The organism is Shewanella sediminis HAW-EB3, from assembly GCF_000018025.1.
Classification (GTDB): domain Bacteria; phylum Pseudomonadota; class Gammaproteobacteria; order Enterobacterales; family Shewanellaceae; genus Shewanella; species Shewanella sediminis.
On record NC_009831.1, the window covers coordinates 5,238,157 to 5,258,807 of the forward strand.

The 20,651-nt window shown below is 45.8% G+C and carries 13 protein-coding genes and 2 rRNA genes; 4 read left to right on the plus strand and 11 right to left on the minus strand.

The genetic code is table 11. The features are described from left to right. Position 1: 1 nt before the first annotated feature. From SSED_RS22245 to SSED_RS22255, 3 genes are read right to left on the minus strand one after another with little or no spacing between them, the layout of a single operon-like run. A complete protein-coding gene (locus SSED_RS22245; protein WP_012144601.1) occupies positions 2-622 on the minus strand; it encodes a type IV pilus inner membrane component PilO in 621 nt (206 codons plus the stop codon). Beyond that, on the minus strand, positions 619-1,197 hold the full coding sequence (locus tag SSED_RS22250) for a PilN domain-containing protein (RefSeq protein WP_012144602.1): 579 nt from the start codon (positions 1,195-1,197) through the stop codon (positions 619-621). The genes SSED_RS22245 and SSED_RS22250 overlap by 4 nt, the downstream gene beginning before the upstream one ends. After that, the gene (locus SSED_RS22255) at positions 1,185-2,264 is read right to left on the minus strand and encodes a pilus assembly protein PilM (RefSeq protein ID WP_012144603.1); all 1,080 of its coding nucleotides are present in this window, start codon (positions 2,262-2,264) and stop codon (positions 1,185-1,187) included. The genes SSED_RS22250 and SSED_RS22255 overlap by 13 nt, the downstream gene beginning before the upstream one ends. 187 nt (positions 2,265-2,451) lie before the next feature. Between SSED_RS22255 and SSED_RS22260 the strand changes: the two genes are divergently transcribed. Then, positions 2,452-4,983 carry a penicillin-binding protein 1A gene (locus tag SSED_RS22260; protein ID WP_012144604.1) on the plus strand — a complete coding sequence of 844 codons (2,532 nt, stop codon included), beginning with the start codon at positions 2,452-2,454 and terminating at the stop codon, positions 4,981-4,983. A 139-nt stretch (positions 4,984-5,122) separates the two neighbouring features. Here SSED_RS22260 and argH read toward each other — a convergent pair whose 3' ends face one another. The 5 genes from argH to argC form a co-directional block, all read right to left on the minus strand. Beyond that, on the minus strand, positions 5,123-6,496 hold the full coding sequence (gene argH / locus SSED_RS22265; RefSeq protein ID WP_012144605.1) for an argininosuccinate lyase: 1,374 nt from the start codon (positions 6,494-6,496) through the stop codon (positions 5,123-5,125). A 113-nt stretch (positions 6,497-6,609) separates the two neighbouring features. Continuing rightward, the gene (locus SSED_RS22270; RefSeq protein WP_012144606.1) at positions 6,610-7,833 is read right to left on the minus strand and encodes an argininosuccinate synthase; all 1,224 of its coding nucleotides are present in this window, start codon (positions 7,831-7,833) and stop codon (positions 6,610-6,612) included. Positions 7,834-7,891: 58 nt separating this feature from the next. After that, the gene (locus SSED_RS22275) at positions 7,892-8,800 is read right to left on the minus strand and encodes an ornithine carbamoyltransferase (RefSeq protein ID WP_012144607.1); all 909 of its coding nucleotides are present in this window, start codon (positions 8,798-8,800) and stop codon (positions 7,892-7,894) included. Positions 8,801-8,916: 116 nt separating this feature from the next. After that, a complete protein-coding gene (gene argB, locus SSED_RS22280) occupies positions 8,917-9,702 on the minus strand; it encodes an acetylglutamate kinase (protein ID WP_041421868.1) in 786 nt (261 codons plus the stop codon). 28 nt (positions 9,703-9,730) lie between these two features. Beyond that, positions 9,731-10,711 carry an N-acetyl-gamma-glutamyl-phosphate reductase gene (gene argC / locus SSED_RS22285; protein WP_012144609.1) on the minus strand — a complete coding sequence of 327 codons (981 nt, stop codon included), beginning with the start codon at positions 10,709-10,711 and terminating at the stop codon, positions 9,731-9,733. A 265-nt stretch (positions 10,712-10,976) separates the two neighbouring features. On the opposite strand from argC, the gene argE reads away from it, so the two are divergent. The 3 genes from argE (at position 10,977) to SSED_RS22300 (ending at position 15,483) form a co-directional block, all read left to right on the plus strand. Then, complete coding sequence (argE, locus tag SSED_RS22290; protein WP_012144610.1) at positions 10,977-12,128, plus strand: acetylornithine deacetylase; 1,152 nt, start codon at positions 10,977-10,979, stop codon at positions 12,126-12,128. 179 nt (positions 12,129-12,307) lie between these two features. Further along, on the plus strand, positions 12,308-14,944 hold the full coding sequence (gene ppc, locus SSED_RS22295) for a phosphoenolpyruvate carboxylase (protein WP_012144611.1): 2,637 nt from the start codon (positions 12,308-12,310) through the stop codon (positions 14,942-14,944). Further along, positions 14,944-15,483, plus strand: a complete 540-nt coding sequence (locus SSED_RS22300; protein ID WP_012144612.1) for a YceB family lipoprotein — start codon at positions 14,944-14,946, stop codon at positions 15,481-15,483. Before ppc ends, SSED_RS22300 begins: the two co-directional genes overlap by 1 nt. Positions 15,484-15,559: 76 nt before the next feature. Here the strand turns inward: SSED_RS22300 and SSED_RS22305 are convergent, their stop codons facing one another. From SSED_RS22305 to SSED_RS22315, 3 genes are all read right to left on the minus strand, one after another. Beyond that, positions 15,560-16,834 carry a CinA family nicotinamide mononucleotide deamidase-related protein gene (locus SSED_RS22305; RefSeq protein ID WP_012144613.1) on the minus strand — a complete coding sequence of 425 codons (1,275 nt, stop codon included), beginning with the start codon at positions 16,832-16,834 and terminating at the stop codon, positions 15,560-15,562. A gap of 532 nt (positions 16,835-17,366) precedes the next feature. Next, positions 17,367-17,482, minus strand: a 5S ribosomal RNA gene (gene rrf, locus SSED_RS22310). Between the two features lie 111 nt (positions 17,483-17,593). Continuing rightward, a 23S ribosomal RNA gene (locus SSED_RS22315) occupies positions 17,594-20,489 on the minus strand. Positions 20,490-20,651 lie beyond the last annotated feature (162 nt).

Below are 20,651 nucleotides of genomic sequence, written 5' to 3' on the forward strand. Positions count from 1 at the left end.
ATTATTTCCCCTTCGCTTTTTTCATATCGGCAGGTAAATCAGCCCCCTCTTTAAAACGATATGTTTTTGCCAATATTTCCATTCCTAAGCCACCGGAATCTGATTTCTTAATAACGAAGTCATGTAGACTCACAATCCGCGGCAACTTAGCCACACCGCTGACCAACTCACCGAGTTCATGGTATTCACCACTTACAGTCATGCTAATTGGAAATTCGAAATAGAAATCTCTTTGGATCACTTCTCGCCAATCCAAACTCTCAATCTTTAACCCGGAGTCTGTCGCTACAAAGGTTAAATCATCGAGTAAACCCGGCATTTCATTCTTAGATGGCAGCATCTTAAGTAATTCTGCAAACTGAGATTCCATTGCGGCTAACTGTTCACGGTAGAGTTTAAGGTTAGCCGCGAGTCGGTATTTAGACTTAAAATCATCTCTTAATTTTACTTCTGTCTCTTGCTCGAAACTTAACGTATCTATCGCATCAGAAACAAACAAAAAATAGCTGGCAATAAAGATACATATTGACAATATAGCAGCAAAAACAATTTTAACGAATGGAGGCCAACCTCCAATATTTTCAAAATCGATGTCGTTAAACTGACTCAGTTCAAGGTTCATTTACTCGCTCCCTGGTCTGAATTATCCATACTATCAACTTCACTGATCGTCACTTTCAAACTAAATCGTTGTAACTGTCTCAATTCTTCGCTGTGAGCAACAATAGACTGCATATTGGGATCCAGTAGCCATTTAGACGTTTTCACCTTTCTCATCATGTTTGCCACATTATTATTGGATTCACTGCGTCCCTCTATCCACAATAAACTCCCTTTCTTTTCAATACTGGAAAGGTAAATCCCAGGTGGAACGATACGTACGAGCTCATCTAACACATGAGTAGGTAAGTTTCTGGATTGCTGTAAATTTAAAATAATTTCAGTACGGCGCTCAATATCTTTTTTCCGTGTTCGTATCTGCTTTATTTCGGCGATCTGTTTTTCCAGAAGCTGAATTTCATTCTGCAGGTAGGCATTTCTCGACTTTTGATTATCCGTCATCATGTCAAGAACACTTAACGAAAGAAAAACAATCAGTGAAGAACCAAGAAAAACTAACGCTAATATGCCAATGTAATCTCTCTTTTGCTTTTCTCTCGCTTCTTCGCGCCAGGGTAAAAGGTTTATGTTCGCCATTGAGAGTAACTCCTCAGCGCTAGACCACAGGCAACCATATATTTGCCTATATCCGGTTGCAATCGGCTTTTCACTTCATCATCTGCATGTAGGCATCCCTGAAATGGGTCCGCTATGATAGTGTGAACACCTAACTCATTCGTTAATAAATTCGCCATCCCTTCAAGCTTAGATGTGCCACCACACAAAATAATGTGGTCGACCTTATCCTTACCGCTGGAAGTACAATATATCTGTAATGTTCTCTTGATCTGCTGTAATAGCTGGGTTTGAAAGGGAGATAAAACCTCAAACATATAATTTCGTGGCAAATCACCTTCCAATTTGGCTTTTTCGGCTTGTTCGTGCGACATCCCGTAAAAAGATAAAATTGATTGAGTAAATTGTTCTCCACCAAAAGCCTGCTCACGCACAAAGCTTGTTTCACCATCCTCGACAACTGCAAATGTAGTGATGTTTGCACCTATATCGACTAAGGCAACGACCTTACTCTCGACTCCCTCAGGTAATTGAGCAGCAACTATCTCATAGGCTCTTCCCAATGCATAACCTTCGATGTCGACGACCTTACTTTCAAGATTTATATCATCAAGGGCATCGACTCGGGCGTCGATATTCTCTGTCCGACATGCGCTGAGTAGAACATCGACCTTAGTCGGGTCGGTACTATTCACATTCAAGGTTTCAAAATCAATGCTGACTTCATCGAGCGAATATGGAATAAGGTTATCAGCCTCTATTTCAATCTGGCTCTCCATCTCCTCTTCACTGAGAGACGCATCCATATAGATGACCTTTGTCATAACGGCAGAGCCAGAAACCGCAACTGAAGCAAATTTAGCGCTCTTGGGGAGTATGCGTTTAACCTGCTTCAATGACTCAACGACCGCATCAACATCTCGGATCTCGTGATCATTAACGGCACCCTTTTTAACGGGTACTGCAGCATGACTTACAATTTTATAACCATCAGCCGTCTGACTCAGCAGTATTGCCTTAATCTCGTGGGAACCGATATCGATCCCAACCATCTGCGGAGCCTGACGCTTCCATAATTTTGAAAGCATAGTCCATCGTCACTTTTTTGTTATTGTTTCAAGAATTAGATTAGCACAAAATCAACTCGTTATAGATATTTGTACAGAATGTTTCTGAGTTTTACAATTGCCATTTTTTTGACAACCTTTTTTACTTCACCAATGCGCAAGCGCCTTATATACTATTGGTCTTGCAAAAAATTTTTGGAATATTCCGGTGAAGTGGTTAAAACGTATTATTATTGCTCTATTCAGCCTAGCTCTTTTGGGCGTTGGCGCCATTGCTGCGGCCTATTTTTATGTGTTGCCCGAACTCCCGGACGTAAACACGTTAAAAACGGTAAAACTTCAAACCCCATTACGCATATACAGTAGTGACGGCAAGCTGATCTCTCAATTTGGTGAAAAGAGACGAATTCCGGTTGATTTTCAAAATGTTCCCCCACTTCTTATCGATGCTGTTTTAGATACGGAAGATGCCAGGTTTTTCGAACATCATGGTATCGATCCTATCGGTATCACTCGTGCGGCATTCATTCTTTTAACCACAGGAAAAAAGAGCCAGGGGGCTAGCACCATCACCCAGCAGGTAGCACGAGGCTTCTTCCTTTCCCGTGAAAAGACCTACATACGTAAAATTAAAGAAATTTTTCTAGCCATAAAAATTGAGAAGGCCTTATCTAAAGAGAAAATTTTAGAGCTGTATCTAAATCGCTCTTTCTTAGGTAATCGCGCCTATGGTGTCGGCGCCGCTGCACAGGTCTATTATGGCAAAGAATTAAATCAGCTAACCCTACCAGAGATGGCAATGATCGCCGGTCTACCTCAGGCACCTTCAGCAGCCAATCCTATTCGTAATCCTGCAAGAGCGATGAATCGTCGTAATTGGGTATTGAGCCGTATGTTAGAGAAGCAAAACATTACTCAGGCTCAGTATATGGAGGCAACCCAATCTCCCATCACGGCGAAATATCACGGGGCTGAAATTAATCTCTATGCTCCCTATATTTCAGAGATGGCGAGAGACTATTTAGTTGAAAAATATGGTGAAGAGGAGGCTTACACTGGTGGCTATAACATCTATACCAGCATTGATTCCACGCTTCAGCTAGAGGCTCAGCAGGCACTGAGAAACAATGTCTACGCCTATGATGAGCGACATGGCTACCGCGGCCCGAAAGCCGTTCTTTGGACCGATAGTCCACTGAACAATCAAGATATTATCGACCGTCTAAAACAGACCAAAGCATTTCAAGGCCTATTACCCACTGCTATCATAAGTATGAGCGAGCAAAGTGTTCGAGTGCTCACCGCCAAAGGTGAAACGTTAGAGATTGACTGGCAAGGGCTAAAGTGGGCCCGTAAGTTCATCTCTAATAAACGTCAGGGAAAAGCCCCTAAAATGGCCTCTGAAGTTGTCGCTGTCGGTGAACAGGTATGGATTCGCAATAATGGGGAATTTTGGCAGTTAGCTCAAATTCCTGAAGTAGCCAGTGCAATTGTCTCCCTCGACCCCCATGACGGCGCCATACGTACTCTGGTCGGTGGCTTTAGTTTCCATACCAGCCAATACAACCGTGTAACTCAGGCTAAGCGTCAACTAGGTTCAAATATTAAACCCTTTATCTATACAGCGGCGATGGAGAAAGGCTATACCCTGTCGACCTTAATCAACAATGCACCGATTAATAATGCCGATACCAGACAAGGTACTGCATGGCGCCCTAAGAACTCACCAGATCGGTATACAGGGCCAACCAGGTTACGTGTCGGACTTGCGCAATCGGTCAACGTCATGTCTGTCAGGACTATGCGTTATGCCGGTCTCGATATGGCTATCAATACTTTAGTCAAATTTGGTTTCAATGCCGAAGATATCCCAAGAAATGAGTCCATCGCATTAGGCTCAAACTCGGTAACCCCACTTCAAGTCGTTACCGCATTTTCTACCTTTGCCAATGGCGGATATAGAGTTGAACCCTATTTTGTTGAACGAATTGAAGATTCTTACGGGCAGATCATCGAACAATCGAATCCAACCCTTGCCTGCAAGCCCGAACCAGACCAGTTAGAAGCAGCCACTGAGGATCCTTTTGCCTCTATGGCTGATGAGCTACAGCAGCCAACAACTCAAGTAACAGAGCCAAGTTGTGGTGATAAAGACAGTCGATATGCGCCCCAAATCATCTCTGAACAAACCGCATTCCTGATAACCGATGCATTAAAGAGTGTTATCTGGGGCGGCGGCAACTGGAGCAAAGGGACTGGCTGGAATGGTACGGCCTGGCGAGCGGCAAGAGTCGTAAAAAGACATGATATTGCCGGAAAGACAGGAACAACCAACGAATCCCGGGATACCTGGTTTAGTGGATTTAACCCCAAACTCGCCACAACGGTGTGGGTAGGCTTTGACGATCACAGTAAGGAGTTGGGCAGAACCAGTTGGAATGCTAATGCCGCAAAAGATCAAATTTCTGCAGCAGAGGCAGGGGCAAAGACTGCAGGACCGGGATGGAATGAGTTCATGAAAAATGCCCTATCCGGTACGCCTGAAGCTCCGACGACTCCGCCAGAAGGTATCATCTCTGTAAGAATAGATCTGGCAACCGGAAAGTTAAGCCGCAAAACCGATTACACCAGTAGATTTGAGTATTTTGTATCAGGCACAGAACCAAAAGAATTCGCAACAGAAGCTGAAGAGGTAAACGACATCTTCATCGAAGACTCCACTGAGGAGCTGTTCCAGTAAGAGACCCTTTCAACTAAGCTTATAAATATAAAAGCGCGATAGAGTAAAATCTCCATCGCGCTTTTTTTAAAAATCCAAAATAAATTAACGACTTATTTTTGACAGTCACCCTTAATTTAATTTTATATTTATTTAACTTCTACTCAGAAGCGGCTAATTTTGTTGCCAATGCGGCTCTGACCTGGGGTAAAGCTGTTCCGCCTAGCGCTTCTCGTTTCTCAAGACATGATTCAATTGTCAGACAATCATACACATCACTTGTGATAATTTCTGAAAATGATTGCAGGTCTTTCAGCTCAAAATCCTCTAAGGGTTTCTTCTGCGCTATCGCTTTAACCACGACTTCACCGACGACATGATGTGCCTCTCTAAATGGCATACCTTTAGCTACAAGGTAGTCTGCAAGTTCGGTAGAATTTGCATAGCCCTGCTGCGCAGCACTTAAGGTGTTTTCACGATTAACCTTTAAACCACTTAGCACTAAAGCAGCCATTTCGAGACAGATAGCCCAGCTATCCATCACATCAAATAAGCCCTCTTTGTCTTCCTGCATATCTTTGTTGTAGGCTAACGGCAGTGCCTTCATGGTCGTTAATATACCGATAAGGCTGCCATAAACCCGGCCCGTTTTACCACGGATTAACTCGAGTGCATCAGGATTCTTCTTCTGTGGCATTAGTGAAGATCCGGATGTAACTTCATCATCGAGGTCGATGAAACCGGCTTCACCGCTGTTAAAGAAGATAAGATCTTCCGCCATACGGCTTAGGTGCATCATGCTAATTGAAGCATCACTGCAGATCTCAACTACATGGTCCCTGTCCGACACAGTATCTAAACTATTGAGTGTCGGCGACGCGAAACCCAAGGATTCCGCCAGCTTATACCTATCCATAGGATATGCAGTACCTGCAAGTGCCCCCGTTCCCAGAGGACAAGTATCGGCACGTTTGAGCGCATCTTCTAAACGACTAATATCACGCTCAAACATCTCAACATAGGCTAAGCACCAATGCCCGAAAGCCACTGGTTGTGCACGCTGAAGATGTGTGTAACCTGGCATAACAGCGTCAAGTTCTCTTTCTGCCAGCTCTAATAGCGCTTGCCTTAACGCTTTAAGCAACAACAGTTGCTGCTGACCCTCTTTCTTACACCAAAGCTTAAGATCGGTTGCTACTTGATCATTGCGTGAACGCCCAGTATGAAGTTTTTTTCCAAGATCCCCGACTTTAGCAATCAAAGATAGTTCGACAAAACTGTGAATGTCTTCGGCACCCGACGCCAGAATAAGCTCAGGCTTCTCTTCCACTTCACCCAATAGCTCTTTTAATGCCTGTTGTAGTTGCTGACACTCAGCTTCAGACAAAATCCCCACCTGGGTGATAGCACCGGCCCAAGCTATCGAGCCGACAATATCTTGCTCGACCAAGCGGTAATCGACAGGCAATGAGTCATTGAATAATTTAAATAGCGCGCTACTCTCCTGGCTAAATCTTCCACCCCATAATGCCATGCTGACTTCCTCTTTCTTTATTAACCGAGAGTGGGCTCTGGGTCCCACCCTATTTATTGACTTAACCCATTCTTCGAAACAGTGAAGATTTTTTGTAGTACCTGAAATGTCGCTTACTTAGCCTTTAACGCCCTGATACGGCTGGCTAAAGAGTAAAGGCGAATGAAACCTTCGGCATCTTTCTGGTTATAGACATCGTCCTCACCAAACGTCGCGAACTCTTCTGAGTAGAGGCTGTTTTCTGAACGCTTCTTTACTGCGTGAGCTTGCCCCTTATAGAGTTTAATAACGACTTCACCACTGACCAAATTAGCCAGAGGTATTGATGCAGCCAGTAGGGACTCACATAATGGCGTAAACCAACGGCCATCATAAACAAGGTGAGCCATCTGAGCACCAATCTGCTCACGCCATTCACGACTACTCTTATCTAACACTAACTCTTCTATGGCTCTTAGTGCGGCAAACATAACTGTGCCACCCGGAGTTTCGTAACAGCCACGAGACTTCATTCCCACGAGTCTATTCTCGGTAATATCGATTCTGCCAACCCCATGAGCACCGGCGATCTCATTTAACACCGTAAGAGCCCCGTAAGGAGAAAGTGATGCACCATTAACTTTAGTGATCTTGCCTTGCTCAAGCTCTAATGATACGTACTCAGGCTCATTGGGAGCGTCCTCAGGCGCGACGGTCATAGTCCACACGCCTTTAGTCGGCTCATTCCATGGATCTTCTAACTCGCCACCTTCATGGGAGATATGCCAGGCATTCGCATCACGGCTATAGATCTTCGTCACAGAGGAAGTCGTTTCGATATTACGCTCGGCAAGGTAATCCAGCAGATCTTCACGGCTAACCATCTCCCACTCACGCCAAGGAGCAATCACCTTGAGGTCTGGTGCAAGAGCAGCAAAACAACCTTCGAAACGTACCTGATCGTTTCCTTTGCCGGTACAGCCATGGCAGACGGCATCGGCCCCGACTTTACGTGCAACTTCAACCTGCGCCTTAGCGATAATAGGTCTGGCCATCGATGTACCTAATAAATAGGTCCCTTCATAGATCGCACCGGTAGCGATAGTCGGGTAGATATAATCTGCCACCAGCTCTTCTTTCAGATCGACGATGTAGCACTCAGATGCACCGGAAGAGATGGCTTTCTCATGCAATCCCTCCAGCTCCGCATCACCTTGGCCCACATCGGCACAGAAAGCGATGATTTCACAATTATCATAGGTCTCTTTCAACCAAGGAATAATCGCCGAGGTATCAAGACCGCCTGAATAAGCCAGAACAACCTTTTTAACACCTGTTTTTTTCGTTTCGTTAGACATCTTATCTTCCTAATTCTTGCTACGGTTTCGTCGAAAAATCGACGATATGTAAATTGTTTTATTGACCCAATAGGGTCACAAGTACTGCATTTTGTGCATGCATGCGGTTTTCAGCCTGTTGCAAAATAAGTGAACCTTCGCCATCGACTACATCGGCAGTAACTTCAACACCACGATATGCAGGCAGACAATGCATAAAGAAGTTAGCGCCCGCTTTCTTCATCATTGCAGCATTAACTTGATAGGGTTTAAATTTAGCCTCGATATCACTCAGATTAGAATCGTCTCCCATAGAGATCCAAGTATCAGTATAGATAGCATCTTGCTGAGCGATCTCTTCAATGTCAGAAGTGAGTATTAACTGACCGCCATGCTGAGCCGCTAAAGATTGAGCTTCCACAACCACCTGCCCGTCGGGGAACTGCCCAGGAGGGCAGATAACTGTCATTGTCGCACCCAAAATAGCCGCCCCATACATGAGTGAATGCGTCACATTATTTCCATCACCGACGTATGCCAGTTTTACCTTGCTGACATCATCAAATTTCTCAGACAGGGTTAAAAAGTCGGCTAATCCCTGACAGGGGTGATACAGATCTGATAAAGCATTTATCACCGGCACACTTCCATGCTCAGCCAAGCCCTCAATAGTCGAGTGAAGAAAGGTTCTCGCCACAATAGCATCGGCCCAACAGGAAATATTGGCAGCAAAATCAGAAACGGGCTCGCGTTTACCCAGCGCACCATTTTGCTGATCCAAATAGAGACAATGACCTCCTAACTTATTAATACCGATATCAAAACTAACACGGGTTCTTAAAGAGGGCTTCTCAAATAGCATAACCACACTCTTCCCATCCAGCGCATTACGGTACTCAGCTGGATTTCCTTTAATCTTTTTAGCAAGAGCCAACAAATCTTTGAGCTGCTCCTGACTTAAGTCCTTTATCGATAGTAGATGGTTCATTCGTTGCTCTCCTTCGGCTGGATATGCTGACCAAGCCTTACACTATAATGTCGATAGGATGAAGATGTTCCATGACACCTCATTCACCATCCTAAAATTTGTTCTTGAACTAAAGCTTAATCAGGCTGGATCTGTGTCCCTACCGCTTCGCCATTTGATAACGCAATCAATTGTTCGGCATGACGCCATGAAGCAACCTGTACCGGCTGTCCCATCGATTCAGCCACTTCCAATGCCGCCTCCACTTTAACCTTCATCCCTTTCTCGATAACACCGATATTTGTCAACTCTTCGACTTGAGAACGGTTTAAGCTCTTGATTAGCTGTCCTTTACCATCTAAAACACCTGAAACATCAGAGAGTAAAACCAATTTTCCATCGACAAGTTTGGCTAACACTGTTGCCGCTTGATCGGCGTTAACATTTAATAACTGACCCGCTGCATCGATGGCAATAGAACTGACTATCGGCATCCATCCTTGAGATAAAATGAACTCCAGGTATGTTGCACTTTTCGGGCTGACCTCACCGACAAAGCCTAAACGCGGATCTTTAACTTTAGCTGAAACCATATCGCCATCACCTAAGCTCATGCCAACACAGGTCACACCCGCTTTTATCGCAGCCCCTTGGAGAATTTTATTAGAGGTTCCGGCTAATGCTCCGACAATAACAGGTACCTGCTCTTGTGGCGTCACTCTCAACCCATCCAGTTTCTCTGTCGTCATACCATTTGCGGTTAACTGCTCTTCGACTAAACAACCTCCGCCATGAACCATAATCAGCTGCTGGCCGCTGGCGATCATCTTAGCCGCCGTTTCCATCAATCTGGCCATGCCCATTTCACATTGCATCAGGGCACCACCAACCTTTAGTACTAACGTGCTTTTATTTACTGACATAGTCATTACTCTCTCGCGAAACTGAAAATTAATAATTAAAGTGAATCCTTATGCATTGATGAGCTTGGCTTGCGGCTCCCTTCATCAAGTTATCAATCGCACTCGCGACAACGAGATAGTGAGTCTCTGGATCGAACTTCCACCCCAGGTGGCAGTTTGGAGTGTTAACGACGTCATCGACCTTAGGGAATTGGTTTTGCTTGACCGTAATGAGTGGAGCATCATCATAAACAGCATATGCTGCTGCGACATCGGCTTCGGTGCTTTCTGGTTTTAACTGCACCGTGATCGTCGCCAAAATTCCACGCTTAAAGTTGCCAAGATGAGGAGTAAATATGACCTCTTGTCCCAGCTGAGTGGCAATCTCAGGTTGATGCCTATGACCCAGCACACCATAGGGAGTCAAGCTGACTTCACAAAAACTGGTATGTAGCTGCGCTTTTCTGCCGGCACCAGTCACACCACTGACGGCATTAATAACCGGAAATGCATCGGTTAAAAACATGCCAATAGGTTTCAGTGCCGTTAGAGATGCTGTTGGATAACAGCCGGGAACAGCAATCATCTTACTACTAGCGATTTGCTCACTATTCCACTCGGCTAATCCATAGACAGCATCTGAGAGAACATCTTGATATTCATGATTAAAGCCATACCATTTAGGATATTGTTCTACATCTGAAAAACGATATGCGCCACTAAGATCAAATACGGTTAAGCCCTTTTGATAGAACCATGCAGCCAGATGCAAGCTCACGGCATGGTCGGTTGCAAGAACCACCGCATCGGCCTGCTCAACAATGAGCATTTTTGCGTCATCACAGAGAGGAGAAAGAGAGAGTGAAATATGACTGTAGCTTGGGTATAAGTCTGACAAAGGCTTACCTTTATCTAAACTATTTTCCGAAACATACAAGCCTTGAATCATCAAGTTTTCATCGGCATTAATGAGAGAGGTAATTTGTGCGCCCGTGTATCCACTGGCGCCAATGATAGCAATGCTTTTCATAATCTATGACTTCTTAATTTGGGTGCTATATTTTAAAGAAAAAAGAGGGGGCACAACTTAAGCCCTGGTAGAAATACCAATTTGACAAGTTTATCGTCGCAGGAAGTCTGTACACATAACCTTTATGTTAATTTTCTGATATGAAATCATCATTTTTACTCTCAATAATAATCGCTGTAGTGTGGTACTTGTCTTAGCTGTTTGATAGACTATCACAACAAACTAATTATGCAATATATTTGAATATATATTTTACGGATAATTTATGACTACACTCCCGGATCTTAAAAGCAACTTTAGCCAACTTATTGCTACCCCTTCAATAAGCGCCCTCGAAGCCGAACAAGATATGAGCAACCAAGGTGTTATAGACTTATTGCATAACTGGTTTGATGATTTAGGCTTCCAATGCACAGTGCAGCCGGTGCCAAACACAAGGAAGAAACATAACTTAGTTGCTAGTTTGGGCACTGGAAAAGGGGGCTTACTGCTTGCAGGACACACGGATACTGTGCCATTTGATGAGGGACGTTGGAGCCAAGATCCATTTAAATTAACGGAAAAAGATAATCGTTGGTATGGTCTTGGCACCTGCGACATGAAGGGATTCTTTGCTCTGGTATTGGAAGCCGTTAAAGATATGCCACTGGCACAATTTAAACGCCCATTACATATACTCGCCAGTGCCGATGAAGAAACAACCATGAATGGCGCCAAGTCGTTTGCAGCAGCCAAATCGATTGCCCCTGACTATGCAATAATCGGTGAACCCACCAGTTTGAAACCTGTGTATATGCATAAGGGGCACTTAACTCAAGGTATCAGAGTTACAGGTAGAAGCGGACACTCCTCCGATCCGGCTAAAGGACTTAATGCCATAGAGATCATGCATCAAGTGATGGGGCAACTACTTAAGTTAAAACAACACTTAGCCGATAACTACCGAGAGGAGGCTTTTAGTGTTCCCTACCCTACGATGAATTTCGGTCATATTCATGGTGGCGATGCAGCTAATCGTATCTGTGGATGCTGCGATCTCCATATCGACATCCGCCCACTGCCTGGTCTGGCACTGGAAGAGTTAGAACAAATGGTGACCCATTACCTCACACCAATTAATGACAAGTATCCCGGCAGCATTAATGTTGCCCCTCTTTACCCAGGCTCCGAATCATTCGCTGGTGATGCCAATGGTAGCTGGACCCGTCTGGTAGCAGAGTTGTCGGCAAACGCACCAGAAGTCGTCAATTATGCCACCGAAGCCCCCTATATCTCTAAACTTGGTTGTCAAACACTCGTATTAGGGCCCGGCAGTATAGAGCAAGCTCATCAACCCGACGAGTATCTCGACATTGCCTATATAGATCAAACAACAGCCCTACTAAAACAGCTTATCTATCATGCATGTATCAAGTAACACTTAGGCATTTCATACTCAGGTAAATAAACTATTCTTAGGCACTTAGCCCGGGCAGTAGATGACAGCCGAGTGATGTAGAGCACATAAGTTTACATTATCTGTAATAGTTGTATTGACCTTAGGCGCTGACGCTGGGTATTGTGGTTGATTAGCATGAATTCAGGTATGGAGCACGTATGGCAGATATGTATGCGTCTTTAAGGTCAAATGTGGGTACCTTAGGGCAAATTCTTGGTGAGACAATACGCACCAATTTAGACGATGCTTTTCTTGAAAAGATCGAGCAGATCCGTCAACTGGCAAAGAGTTCTCGGCAAGGAGATGAAGCAGCAAGAGATGAGATGCTCAAACTGCTCACTGCACTGCCAGATAATGAACTGGTTCCCTTCGCAAAAGCCTTTAACCAATTTCTCAACTTGGCTAATATCGCCGAACAGTTTCACACCATCAGTCGCAACTGTGACGAACTGGTCTGTGTCCCAGACCCGGTTGAACAGCTGTTAGGGCGAGTACTGAGTAGCAACATAGATCAAGAGAAGATGCTCGATTGTCTGGAAAATTTAGATATCGACTTGGTACTGACAGCGCATCCGACAGAGATTTCTCGCCGAACACTCATTCAAAAATATGCATCGGTGATCGATATTTTGGCTGCATTGGAAAATCCGCAGCTCACCGAAAGAGAGAAGAAACAACAGCACCTGCGCTTGCGTCAATTGATTGCCCAGATTTGGCATACCAATGAGATCAGAAATGAAAGGCCAACCCCTGTCGACGAAGCGCGTTGGGGCCTGAGCACGATCGAAGTCTCTCTCTGGCAGGCTATTCCCGATTTTCTCAGACAACTCAACGAACAGGTTGAGGAACGCACAGGCAAACAACTGCCTACGGATATAGCGCCGGTACGCTTCTCGAGCTGGATGGGGGGAGACCGTGATGGCAACCCTTTCGTAACCGCAAAAGTCACTCAAGAGGTACTCGATCGTAACCGTCACACGGCGGCCCGTCTCTACCTGAAAGATATTGTCGTGCTTGTTAATGACCTCTCGGTGGAAGAAGCCAATGCAGAATTATTGGAATATACTAATAATAGCCTTGAGCCCTATAGAGATGTACTTAAAGACCTTAGACAAAAATTACGTAACACCGTTGACTACCTTAATGCGCGCCTCGAAGGTCACAGCCCTGAAATAGACCTAAGCTCAATAATTTGGCACGAAAGCGATCTAAAAGAGCCACTATTAATGCTATATAGAAGTCTAACAGACTCAGGTATGAGCCTGATCGCCCATGGACTCTTGTTAGATATTTTACGTCGCATCGCCTGTTTTGGCATTCACATGCTAAGGCTGGATATCAGGCAGGATGCCGAACGCCATAGCGATGTCATTGCTGAGTTAACCCGTTACTTAGGCATGGGCGATTACAACCATTGGGATGAGAGTGAAAAACAAGCATTTCTCCTGAGAGAGCTAACAGGCAAGCGACCGCTGATCCCATCTAACTGGCAACCCAGTGATGATGTTGCAGAAGTCGTGAGTACCTGTCGCCTTATAGCGACTCAACCAGCTCGAGCCCTTGGGTCCTATGTTATCTCCATGGCCAGCAAGCCGTCGGACGTTTTAACCGTTTTATTGTTATTAAAAGAAACGGGCTGTCCACACCCTATGCGGGTCGTTCCTTTATTTGAGACTCTCGATGATCTCAATAATGCCTCGAGTTGTATGACTGCACTATTTGCTATTGATTGGTATCGTGGTTACACCAAAGGCCATCAAGAAGTCATGATAGGTTACTCAGATTCGGCAAAAGATGCCGGTGTGATGGCCGCAGCCTGGGCTCAATATCATGCTCAAGAAGAGCTGGTAGAGGTAAGCAGACAAGCAGAAGTTAAGTTAACCTTATTTCATGGCCGAGGCGGCACTATTGGACGTGGCGGCGGACCTGCGCATGAGGCGATCCTTTCACAACCACCAGGCTCTGTCGATGGTCGCATTCGAGTTACAGAACAAGGCGAGATGATCCGCTTTAAGTTTGGCCTGCCTAAACTCGCAGTTCAAAGCCTAGCCCTGTATACCTCTGCGGTAATGGAGGCAACCCTCCTGCCGCCTCCGGAACCTAAGCCCGAATGGCGCGCCTGTATGCAAAAGCTAGCCGAAGAGTCGGTCGATGCCTATCGCTCCATTGTGAGAGACGAGCCTGATTTTGTCGCCTATTTCCGCGCAGCAACCCCAGAGGTTGAACTGGGTAAATTACCTTTAGGTAGCAGACCGGCAAAACGTAGAGTCGATGGAGGAATCGAAAGTCTACGTGCAATACCTTGGATATTTGCATGGTCACAGAACCGCTTGATGTTACCCGCATGGCTTGGAGCCGGTGAAGCCCTGCAAGCGGCAAGCGATCGTGGAGAGATGGCATTACTACAGGAGATGGAACAAGATTGGCCATTCTTCAAGACTCGTATATCTATGTTAGAGATGGTCTACGCTAAGGCTGAACCAAACCTCGCAAAATATTATGAAACGTGCTTAGTACCAGAAAACCTCCACCATTTGGGTGAAGCACTTCGCACTCGTCTGGCGACGGGTATCAAAGCCGTCTTAGAATTAACCCAGTCTAATGCTCTTATGGAGCACACCCCCTGGAATAGAGAGTCTGTGACGCTTCGCAACCCCTACATCGACCCCCTTAACTTTGTGCAAGCAGAACTGTTAGCGCGTACTCGTAAAGAAGAGGAAGCGTCGACCAATGTAGAACTGGCGTTGATGATAACCATTGCTGGAGTTGCAGCAGGCATGAGAAATACCGGCTAATGAAGATATTTAGATCCCTTATCCCGCTCTTCATGCTGTTGCTGACTGGATGTGTGAGTCAGTACAGCATCACCGAGAGTGAATTAGAAGGCTATCTATCTGATGAGATACATTTCGAGGTCAAAGAGGGGAATCAATTCTTTGGCATTGAGATGCGCATCAATAATATAGATGTAAAACTTGGGCATAAGCCAGGCATCATGTCAGTTACCGCAGACAGCGTGGTCAAGGTAAGAAACCCATTATTGCCTATTAACGCAGATATGAAGACGACCTTCGAAGCTGAGCCTTGGTACGATGCCCAAAGCCATAGTGTTTATTTGAGGCAACTCAGGCTTATCGGCATTGAATCTAATCCAAAAGATATTGAGAAAGCGGTCAAACAGGTTGCTCCTCAGATGATGGGCTTTCTTACTCATTTCTTGGAAACTCAGCCAGTATATGTACTGGATACTTCAGACTCAAACCAGGCTTTAATTGCCGAGATGACTAAGAGAATCAAGGTTATGCCAGGCAAACTTAAGCTGATCTTTGATTAATAATTGATAAGTAATTAATAGGTTAATATGCCATTAATGACCAAGACTCGTTAATGGCATTTTCAAACTGCTTGGGTTACTTGCAGAAACGAGAGAAAGAGGAGTAATCAACAATCACAGCCTCACCCAACAACTCCCTTCGAAGCATGTCATAAGCAACTGCAGTACTTAATGCTCTCACCAAGGCACGTGATCGTCCAGGCAACTTAACCATCTGACTGTAAATACCCGACTTTGTTGCGAGTGCGATGGCAACGGTACCAACAGGCTTCTCATCTGTTCCACCTTCAGGACCTGCAATGCCGCTTGTGGCGAGAGCGTAATCACTCCCGAGAATACCACGGGCACCTTTTGCCATCTCTTCAACTGTAGCTATCGATACAGCGCCATAATCATCCAGAGTCTGAGAGTTAACACCAAGCACCTTGACCTTAGCTTCATTGCTATAAGTGACTAAGCCTTGGTGAAGGTAAGATGAACTTCCCGCAAACGCGACTAAACCACTCGTTATCATACCGCCGGTGCAAGACTCGGCGACGCTCAAACTTAGGCCTGAATTAATGAGTCGCTCATGGATCTCTTGATCTAACGTAGTGATGTTTTCGGCAACGATCCCATTTCCGAGTACCTTTTTAACTTGAGCTTCAATATCAGGTAACGAATCTATGGCTGACTGACCCCGTGCAAACAGCTTTATCTCAATATAGGGCATATAAGAACGATAGCCTAGAGTGACGCCTTCTGGGAGTTGAATTACATCCAACTCATCGGCCAATGACGACTCACCTCTGCCAAGGGTAAGTAGCTTCTTAACTGAAACAGACTCAGACAGCGCAAACTGTTTCTCTACGAAAGGAATAAACTGCTCCTTTACCATTCGTTTGAATTCAAAAGGAACACCAGGTGTAAAAAACAGCCATGCACGATTAAGTTTGACGGCAAAGCCGCATGCGGTACCGACTGGATTATCAATCATTACAGCCCCCTCGGGTAGTAACGCTTGCTTAAGATTGCTTGCAGCCATAACACGGTTATTTCTGGTAAACCAAGCTTCCAGCTTAGTACGCCACTCTTTGCTCTCAACGAGTGGAACTCCCATAGCCAATGCCATTGCCTCTGTAGAGAGATCATCGCTCGTAGGACCTAAGCCCCCATTGACCATAATGATATCGGCCTCAGTGCTACGCTCTTTGAAGACTGCGACAAGATCTTCCAGACGATCTCCAACCGTAATTCGTCGTTGACACTCAATGCCCTTCCCCATCAAGGTATTGGCAAACCAGGCTGCATTAGTATCAACAATCTGACCCGCTAACACCTCTTCACCAGTACAAATCATCTCGAGCTTCATTGAATATCCTTAAATCTGCATTTCTTTATTTGCAGCTAAAGTAAGTAACCCATGAATGAATAGCAACACTTACACATTATTTAATTGATTCTAAATATGTTCACTTAACAAGACAGACAAAGCTCAGAAAGGATATGGCGGAAGTATCGATATTGAAAGAGCACTTATCGACTGACATAAGGAGTAGCCACTGTCTCGTCTGCAACAAAGGCGCCTGTCATGGTCAGCTTCTGATTAGAATAACGCAGGAAGCCTCCGCCAGAGCCTGTATAAAACGTTGCTTGATGAGCACCGGCTCCTCACCCTATGAGAGAAATGGAATACGCCGAAGGCCTCTTACATGGGGGCGAAAAAGTAGTGCCTTGGATGCGAAGCATTCAGCTGCTTTGTAGCGAGAGGTGACGTAGTCGCCGAACTGAGGGGCCCACACTGCGTTAGCAGCTGTGGACTGCATGTGAAGTAGATGCTTTCGCGGAGCGTATATACGAAAAAAGCCCTAGCGTTTTCTGCTAGGGCTTTATCGTTATTAGGCGCCTGGAAATGACCTACTCTCACATGGGGAGACCCCACACTACCATCGGCGCGATTGCGTTTCACTTCTGAGTTCGGGATGGGATCAGGTGGGGCCACAATGCTATGGTTTCCAGACTAATTTGGTAAAATTTAGAAAGCTTTTAAATAATTAAGTCACACTAAAATCAAGTACTGTATTCTTTTGAAGTAATCACACTAGCTTCATACAAAACCCATACGGGTTGTATGGTTAAGCCTCACGAGTCATTAGTACAGGTTAGCTCAACGCCTCACAACGCTTACACACCCTGCCTATCAACGTCCTAGTCTCGAACGGCTCTTTAGAGGAATTAAATTCCTAGGGATGACTCATCTTAGGACTCGCTTCCCGCTTAGATGCTTTCAGCGGTTATCGATTCCGAACGTAGCTACCGGGCAATGCTATTGGCATAACAACCCGAACACCAGCGGTTCGTCCACTCCGGTCCTCTCGTACTAGGAGCAGCTTCCTTCAATCATCCAACGCCCACGGCAGATAGGGACCGAACTGTCTCACGACGTTCTGAACCCAGCTCGCGTACCACTTTAAATGGCGAACAGCCATACCCTTGGGACCGACTTCAGCCCCAGGATGTGATGAGCCGACATCGAGGTGCCAAACACCGCCGTCGATATGAACTCTTGGGCGGTATCAGCCTGTTATCCCCGGCGTACCTTTTATCCGTTGAGCGATGGCCCTTCCATTCAGAACCACCGGATCACTATGACCTACTTTCGTACCTGCTCGACGTGTATGTCTCGCAGTTAAGCTGGCTTATGCCATTGCACTAACCGTACGATGTCCGACCGTACTTAGCCAACCTTCGTGCTCCTCCGTTACTCTTTGGGAGGAGACCGCCCCAGTCAAACTACCCACCAGGCACTGTCCTCAATCCCGATTCAGGGACCTGAGTTAGAACATCAAAGCTACAAGGGTGGTATTTCAAGGTTGACTCCAACAGAACTAGCGTCCCATCTTCAAAGTCTCCCACCTATCCTACACATGTAGGTTCAATGTTCAGTGCCAAGCTATAGTAAAGGTGCACGGGGTCTTTCCGTCTAGCCGCGGGTATACGGCATCTTCACCGCAATTTCAACTTCACTGAGTCTCGGCTGGAGACAGCGTGGCCATCATTACGCCATTCGTGCAGGTCGGAACTTACCCGACAAGGAATTTCGCTACCTTAGGACCGTTATAGTTACGGCCGCCGTTTACCGGGGCTTCGATCATGAGCTTCTCCGAAGATAACCCAATCAATTAACCTTCCGGCACCGGGCAGGCGTCATACCGTATACTTCCTCTTGCGAGTTTGCACAGTACTGTGTTTTTGATAAACAGTTGCAGCCACCTGGTATCTGCGACTCCCAACAGCTTAGAGAGCAAGTCTCATCACCGTCGGGAGCGTACCTTCTCCCGAAGTTACGGTACCATTTTGCCTAGTTCCTTCAGCCGAGTTCTCTCAAGCGCCTTGGTATTCTCTACCCAACCACCTGTGTCGGTTTGGGGTACGATTCCTGCTAACCTGAAGCTTAGAAGATTTTCCTGGAAGCATGGCATCAACTACTTCAGTCCCTTAGGACCTCGTCATCAACTCTCAGCCTTAATGTTCACCCGGATTTGCCTAAGTGAACAGCCTACAGTCTTAAACGCGGACAACCAACGCCGCGCTAGCCTAGCCTTCTCCGTCTCTCCATCGCAGTTAGCAGAAGTACGGGAATATTAACCCGTTTCCCATCGACTACGCCTTTCGGCCTCGCCTTAGGGGTCGACTCACCCTGCCCTGATTAACATTGGACAGGAACCCTTGGTCTTTCGGCGAGGGAGTTTTTCACTCCCTTTATCGTTACTCATGTCAGCATTCGCACTTCTGATACCTCCAGCGTGGGTTACCCCTTCGCCTTCAACGGCTTACAGAACGCTCCTCTACCGCTTGCTAGTAAACTAGCAAACCCATAGCTTCGGTGTATTGCTTAGCCCCGTTAAATCTTCCGCGCAGGCCGACTCGACTAGTGAGCTATTACGCTTTCTTTAAATGATGGCTGCTTCTAAGCCAACATCCTAGCTGTCTAAGCCTTCCCACATCGTTTCCCACTTAGCAATAACTTTGGGACCTTAGCTGATGGTCTGGGTTGTTTCCCTTTTCACGACGGACGTTAGCACCCGCCGTGTGTCTCCCGTATAGTACTCATTGGTATTCGGAGTTTGCAAAGGGTTGGTAAGTCGGGATGACCCCCTAGCCTTAACAGTGCTCTACCCCCAATGGTATTCGTACGAGGCGCTACCTAAATAGCTTTCGAGGAGAACCAGATATCTCCCGGTTTGATTGGCCTTTCACCCCCATCCACAAGTCATCCGCTCATTTTTCAACATAAGTCGGTTCGGTCCTCCAGTTGATGTTACTCAACCTTCAACCTGCCCATGGATAGATCACCGGGTTTCGGGTCTACACCTTGCAACTAAACGCGCAGTTAACACTCGGTTTCCCTACGGCTCCGCTATTCGCTTAACCTCGCTACAAAATGTAAGTCGCTGACCCATTATACAAAAGGTACGCAGTCACGGTCTCAAGAACCGCTCCCACTGCTTGTACGTATACGGTTTCAGGTTCTATTTCACTCCCCTCACAGGGGTTCTTTTCGCCTTTCCCTCACGGTACTGGTTCACTATCGGTCAGTCAGGAGTATTTAGCCTTGGAGGATGGTCCCCCCATGTTCAGACAAGATGTCACGTGTCCCGTCCTACTCGTTTTCACGTAAAGTTAGTTTTCATGTACGGGGCTATCACCCTGTGCCGCTGTGCTTTCCAACACATTCCACTAACACCCTCTACGCTTAAGGGCTAATCCCCGTTCGCTCGCCGCTACTAGGGGAATCTCGGTTGATTTCTTTTCCTCCGGGTACTTAGATGTTTCAGTTCCCCGGGTTTGCCTCACATACCTATGTATTCAGTATGTGATACTCACTTATGTGAGTGGGTTTCCCCATTCGGACATCGTTAGCTCAAATGCTTGTTACTAGCTCGCCAACGCTTTTCGCAAGTTACTACGTCCTTCATCGCCTCTGACTGCCAAGGCATCCACCGTATACGCTTAGTCACTTAACCATACAACCCAAATGAGTTTCATCTGTGTTGCATTGCAACTAATGGTGTTTACTTTCGCCAAAAGAATACTCATGAACTCATTACCAATTAAGGTAAATCGTTCGGGCACTTGATTTTAAGTGTTTGAGAACTCAATTATTTATTTTCGCATTAATGCTATTA

Bases quoted from the DNA above. Each gene is read 5' to 3' on its own strand.
- SSED_RS22245 (WP_012144601.1), bottom strand. From the start codon at position 622: ATGAACCTTGAACTGAGTCAGTTTAACGACATCGATTTTGAAAATATT.
- SSED_RS22250 (WP_012144602.1), bottom strand. From the start codon at position 1,197: ATGGCGAACATAAACCTTTTACCCTGGCGCGAAGAAGCGAGAGAAAAG.
- SSED_RS22255 (WP_012144603.1), bottom strand. From the start codon at position 2,264: ATGCTTTCAAAATTATGGAAGCGTCAGGCTCCGCAGATGGTTGGGATC.
- argH (WP_012144605.1), bottom strand. From the start codon at position 6,496: ATGGCATTATGGGGTGGAAGATTTAGCCAGGAGAGTAGCGCGCTATTT.
- SSED_RS22270 (WP_012144606.1), bottom strand. From the start codon at position 7,833: ATGTCTAACGAAACGAAAAAAACAGGTGTTAAAAAGGTTGTTCTGGCT.
- SSED_RS22275 (WP_012144607.1), bottom strand. From the start codon at position 8,800: ATGAACCATCTACTATCGATAAAGGACTTAAGTCAGGAGCAGCTCAAA.
- argB (WP_041421868.1), bottom strand. From the start codon at position 9,702: ATGTCAGTAAATAAAAGCACGTTAGTACTAAAGGTTGGTGGTGCCCTG.
- argC (WP_012144609.1), bottom strand. From the start codon at position 10,711: ATGAAAAGCATTGCTATCATTGGCGCCAGTGGATACACGGGCGCACAA.
- argE (WP_012144610.1), top strand. From the start codon at position 10,977: ATGACTACACTCCCGGATCTTAAAAGCAACTTTAGCCAACTTATTGCT.
- ppc (WP_012144611.1), top strand. From the start codon at position 12,308: ATGGCAGATATGTATGCGTCTTTAAGGTCAAATGTGGGTACCTTAGGG.
- SSED_RS22300 (WP_012144612.1), top strand. From the start codon at position 14,944: ATGAAGATATTTAGATCCCTTATCCCGCTCTTCATGCTGTTGCTGACT.
- SSED_RS22305 (WP_012144613.1), bottom strand. From the start codon at position 16,834: ATGAAGCTCGAGATGATTTGTACTGGTGAAGAGGTGTTAGCGGGTCAG.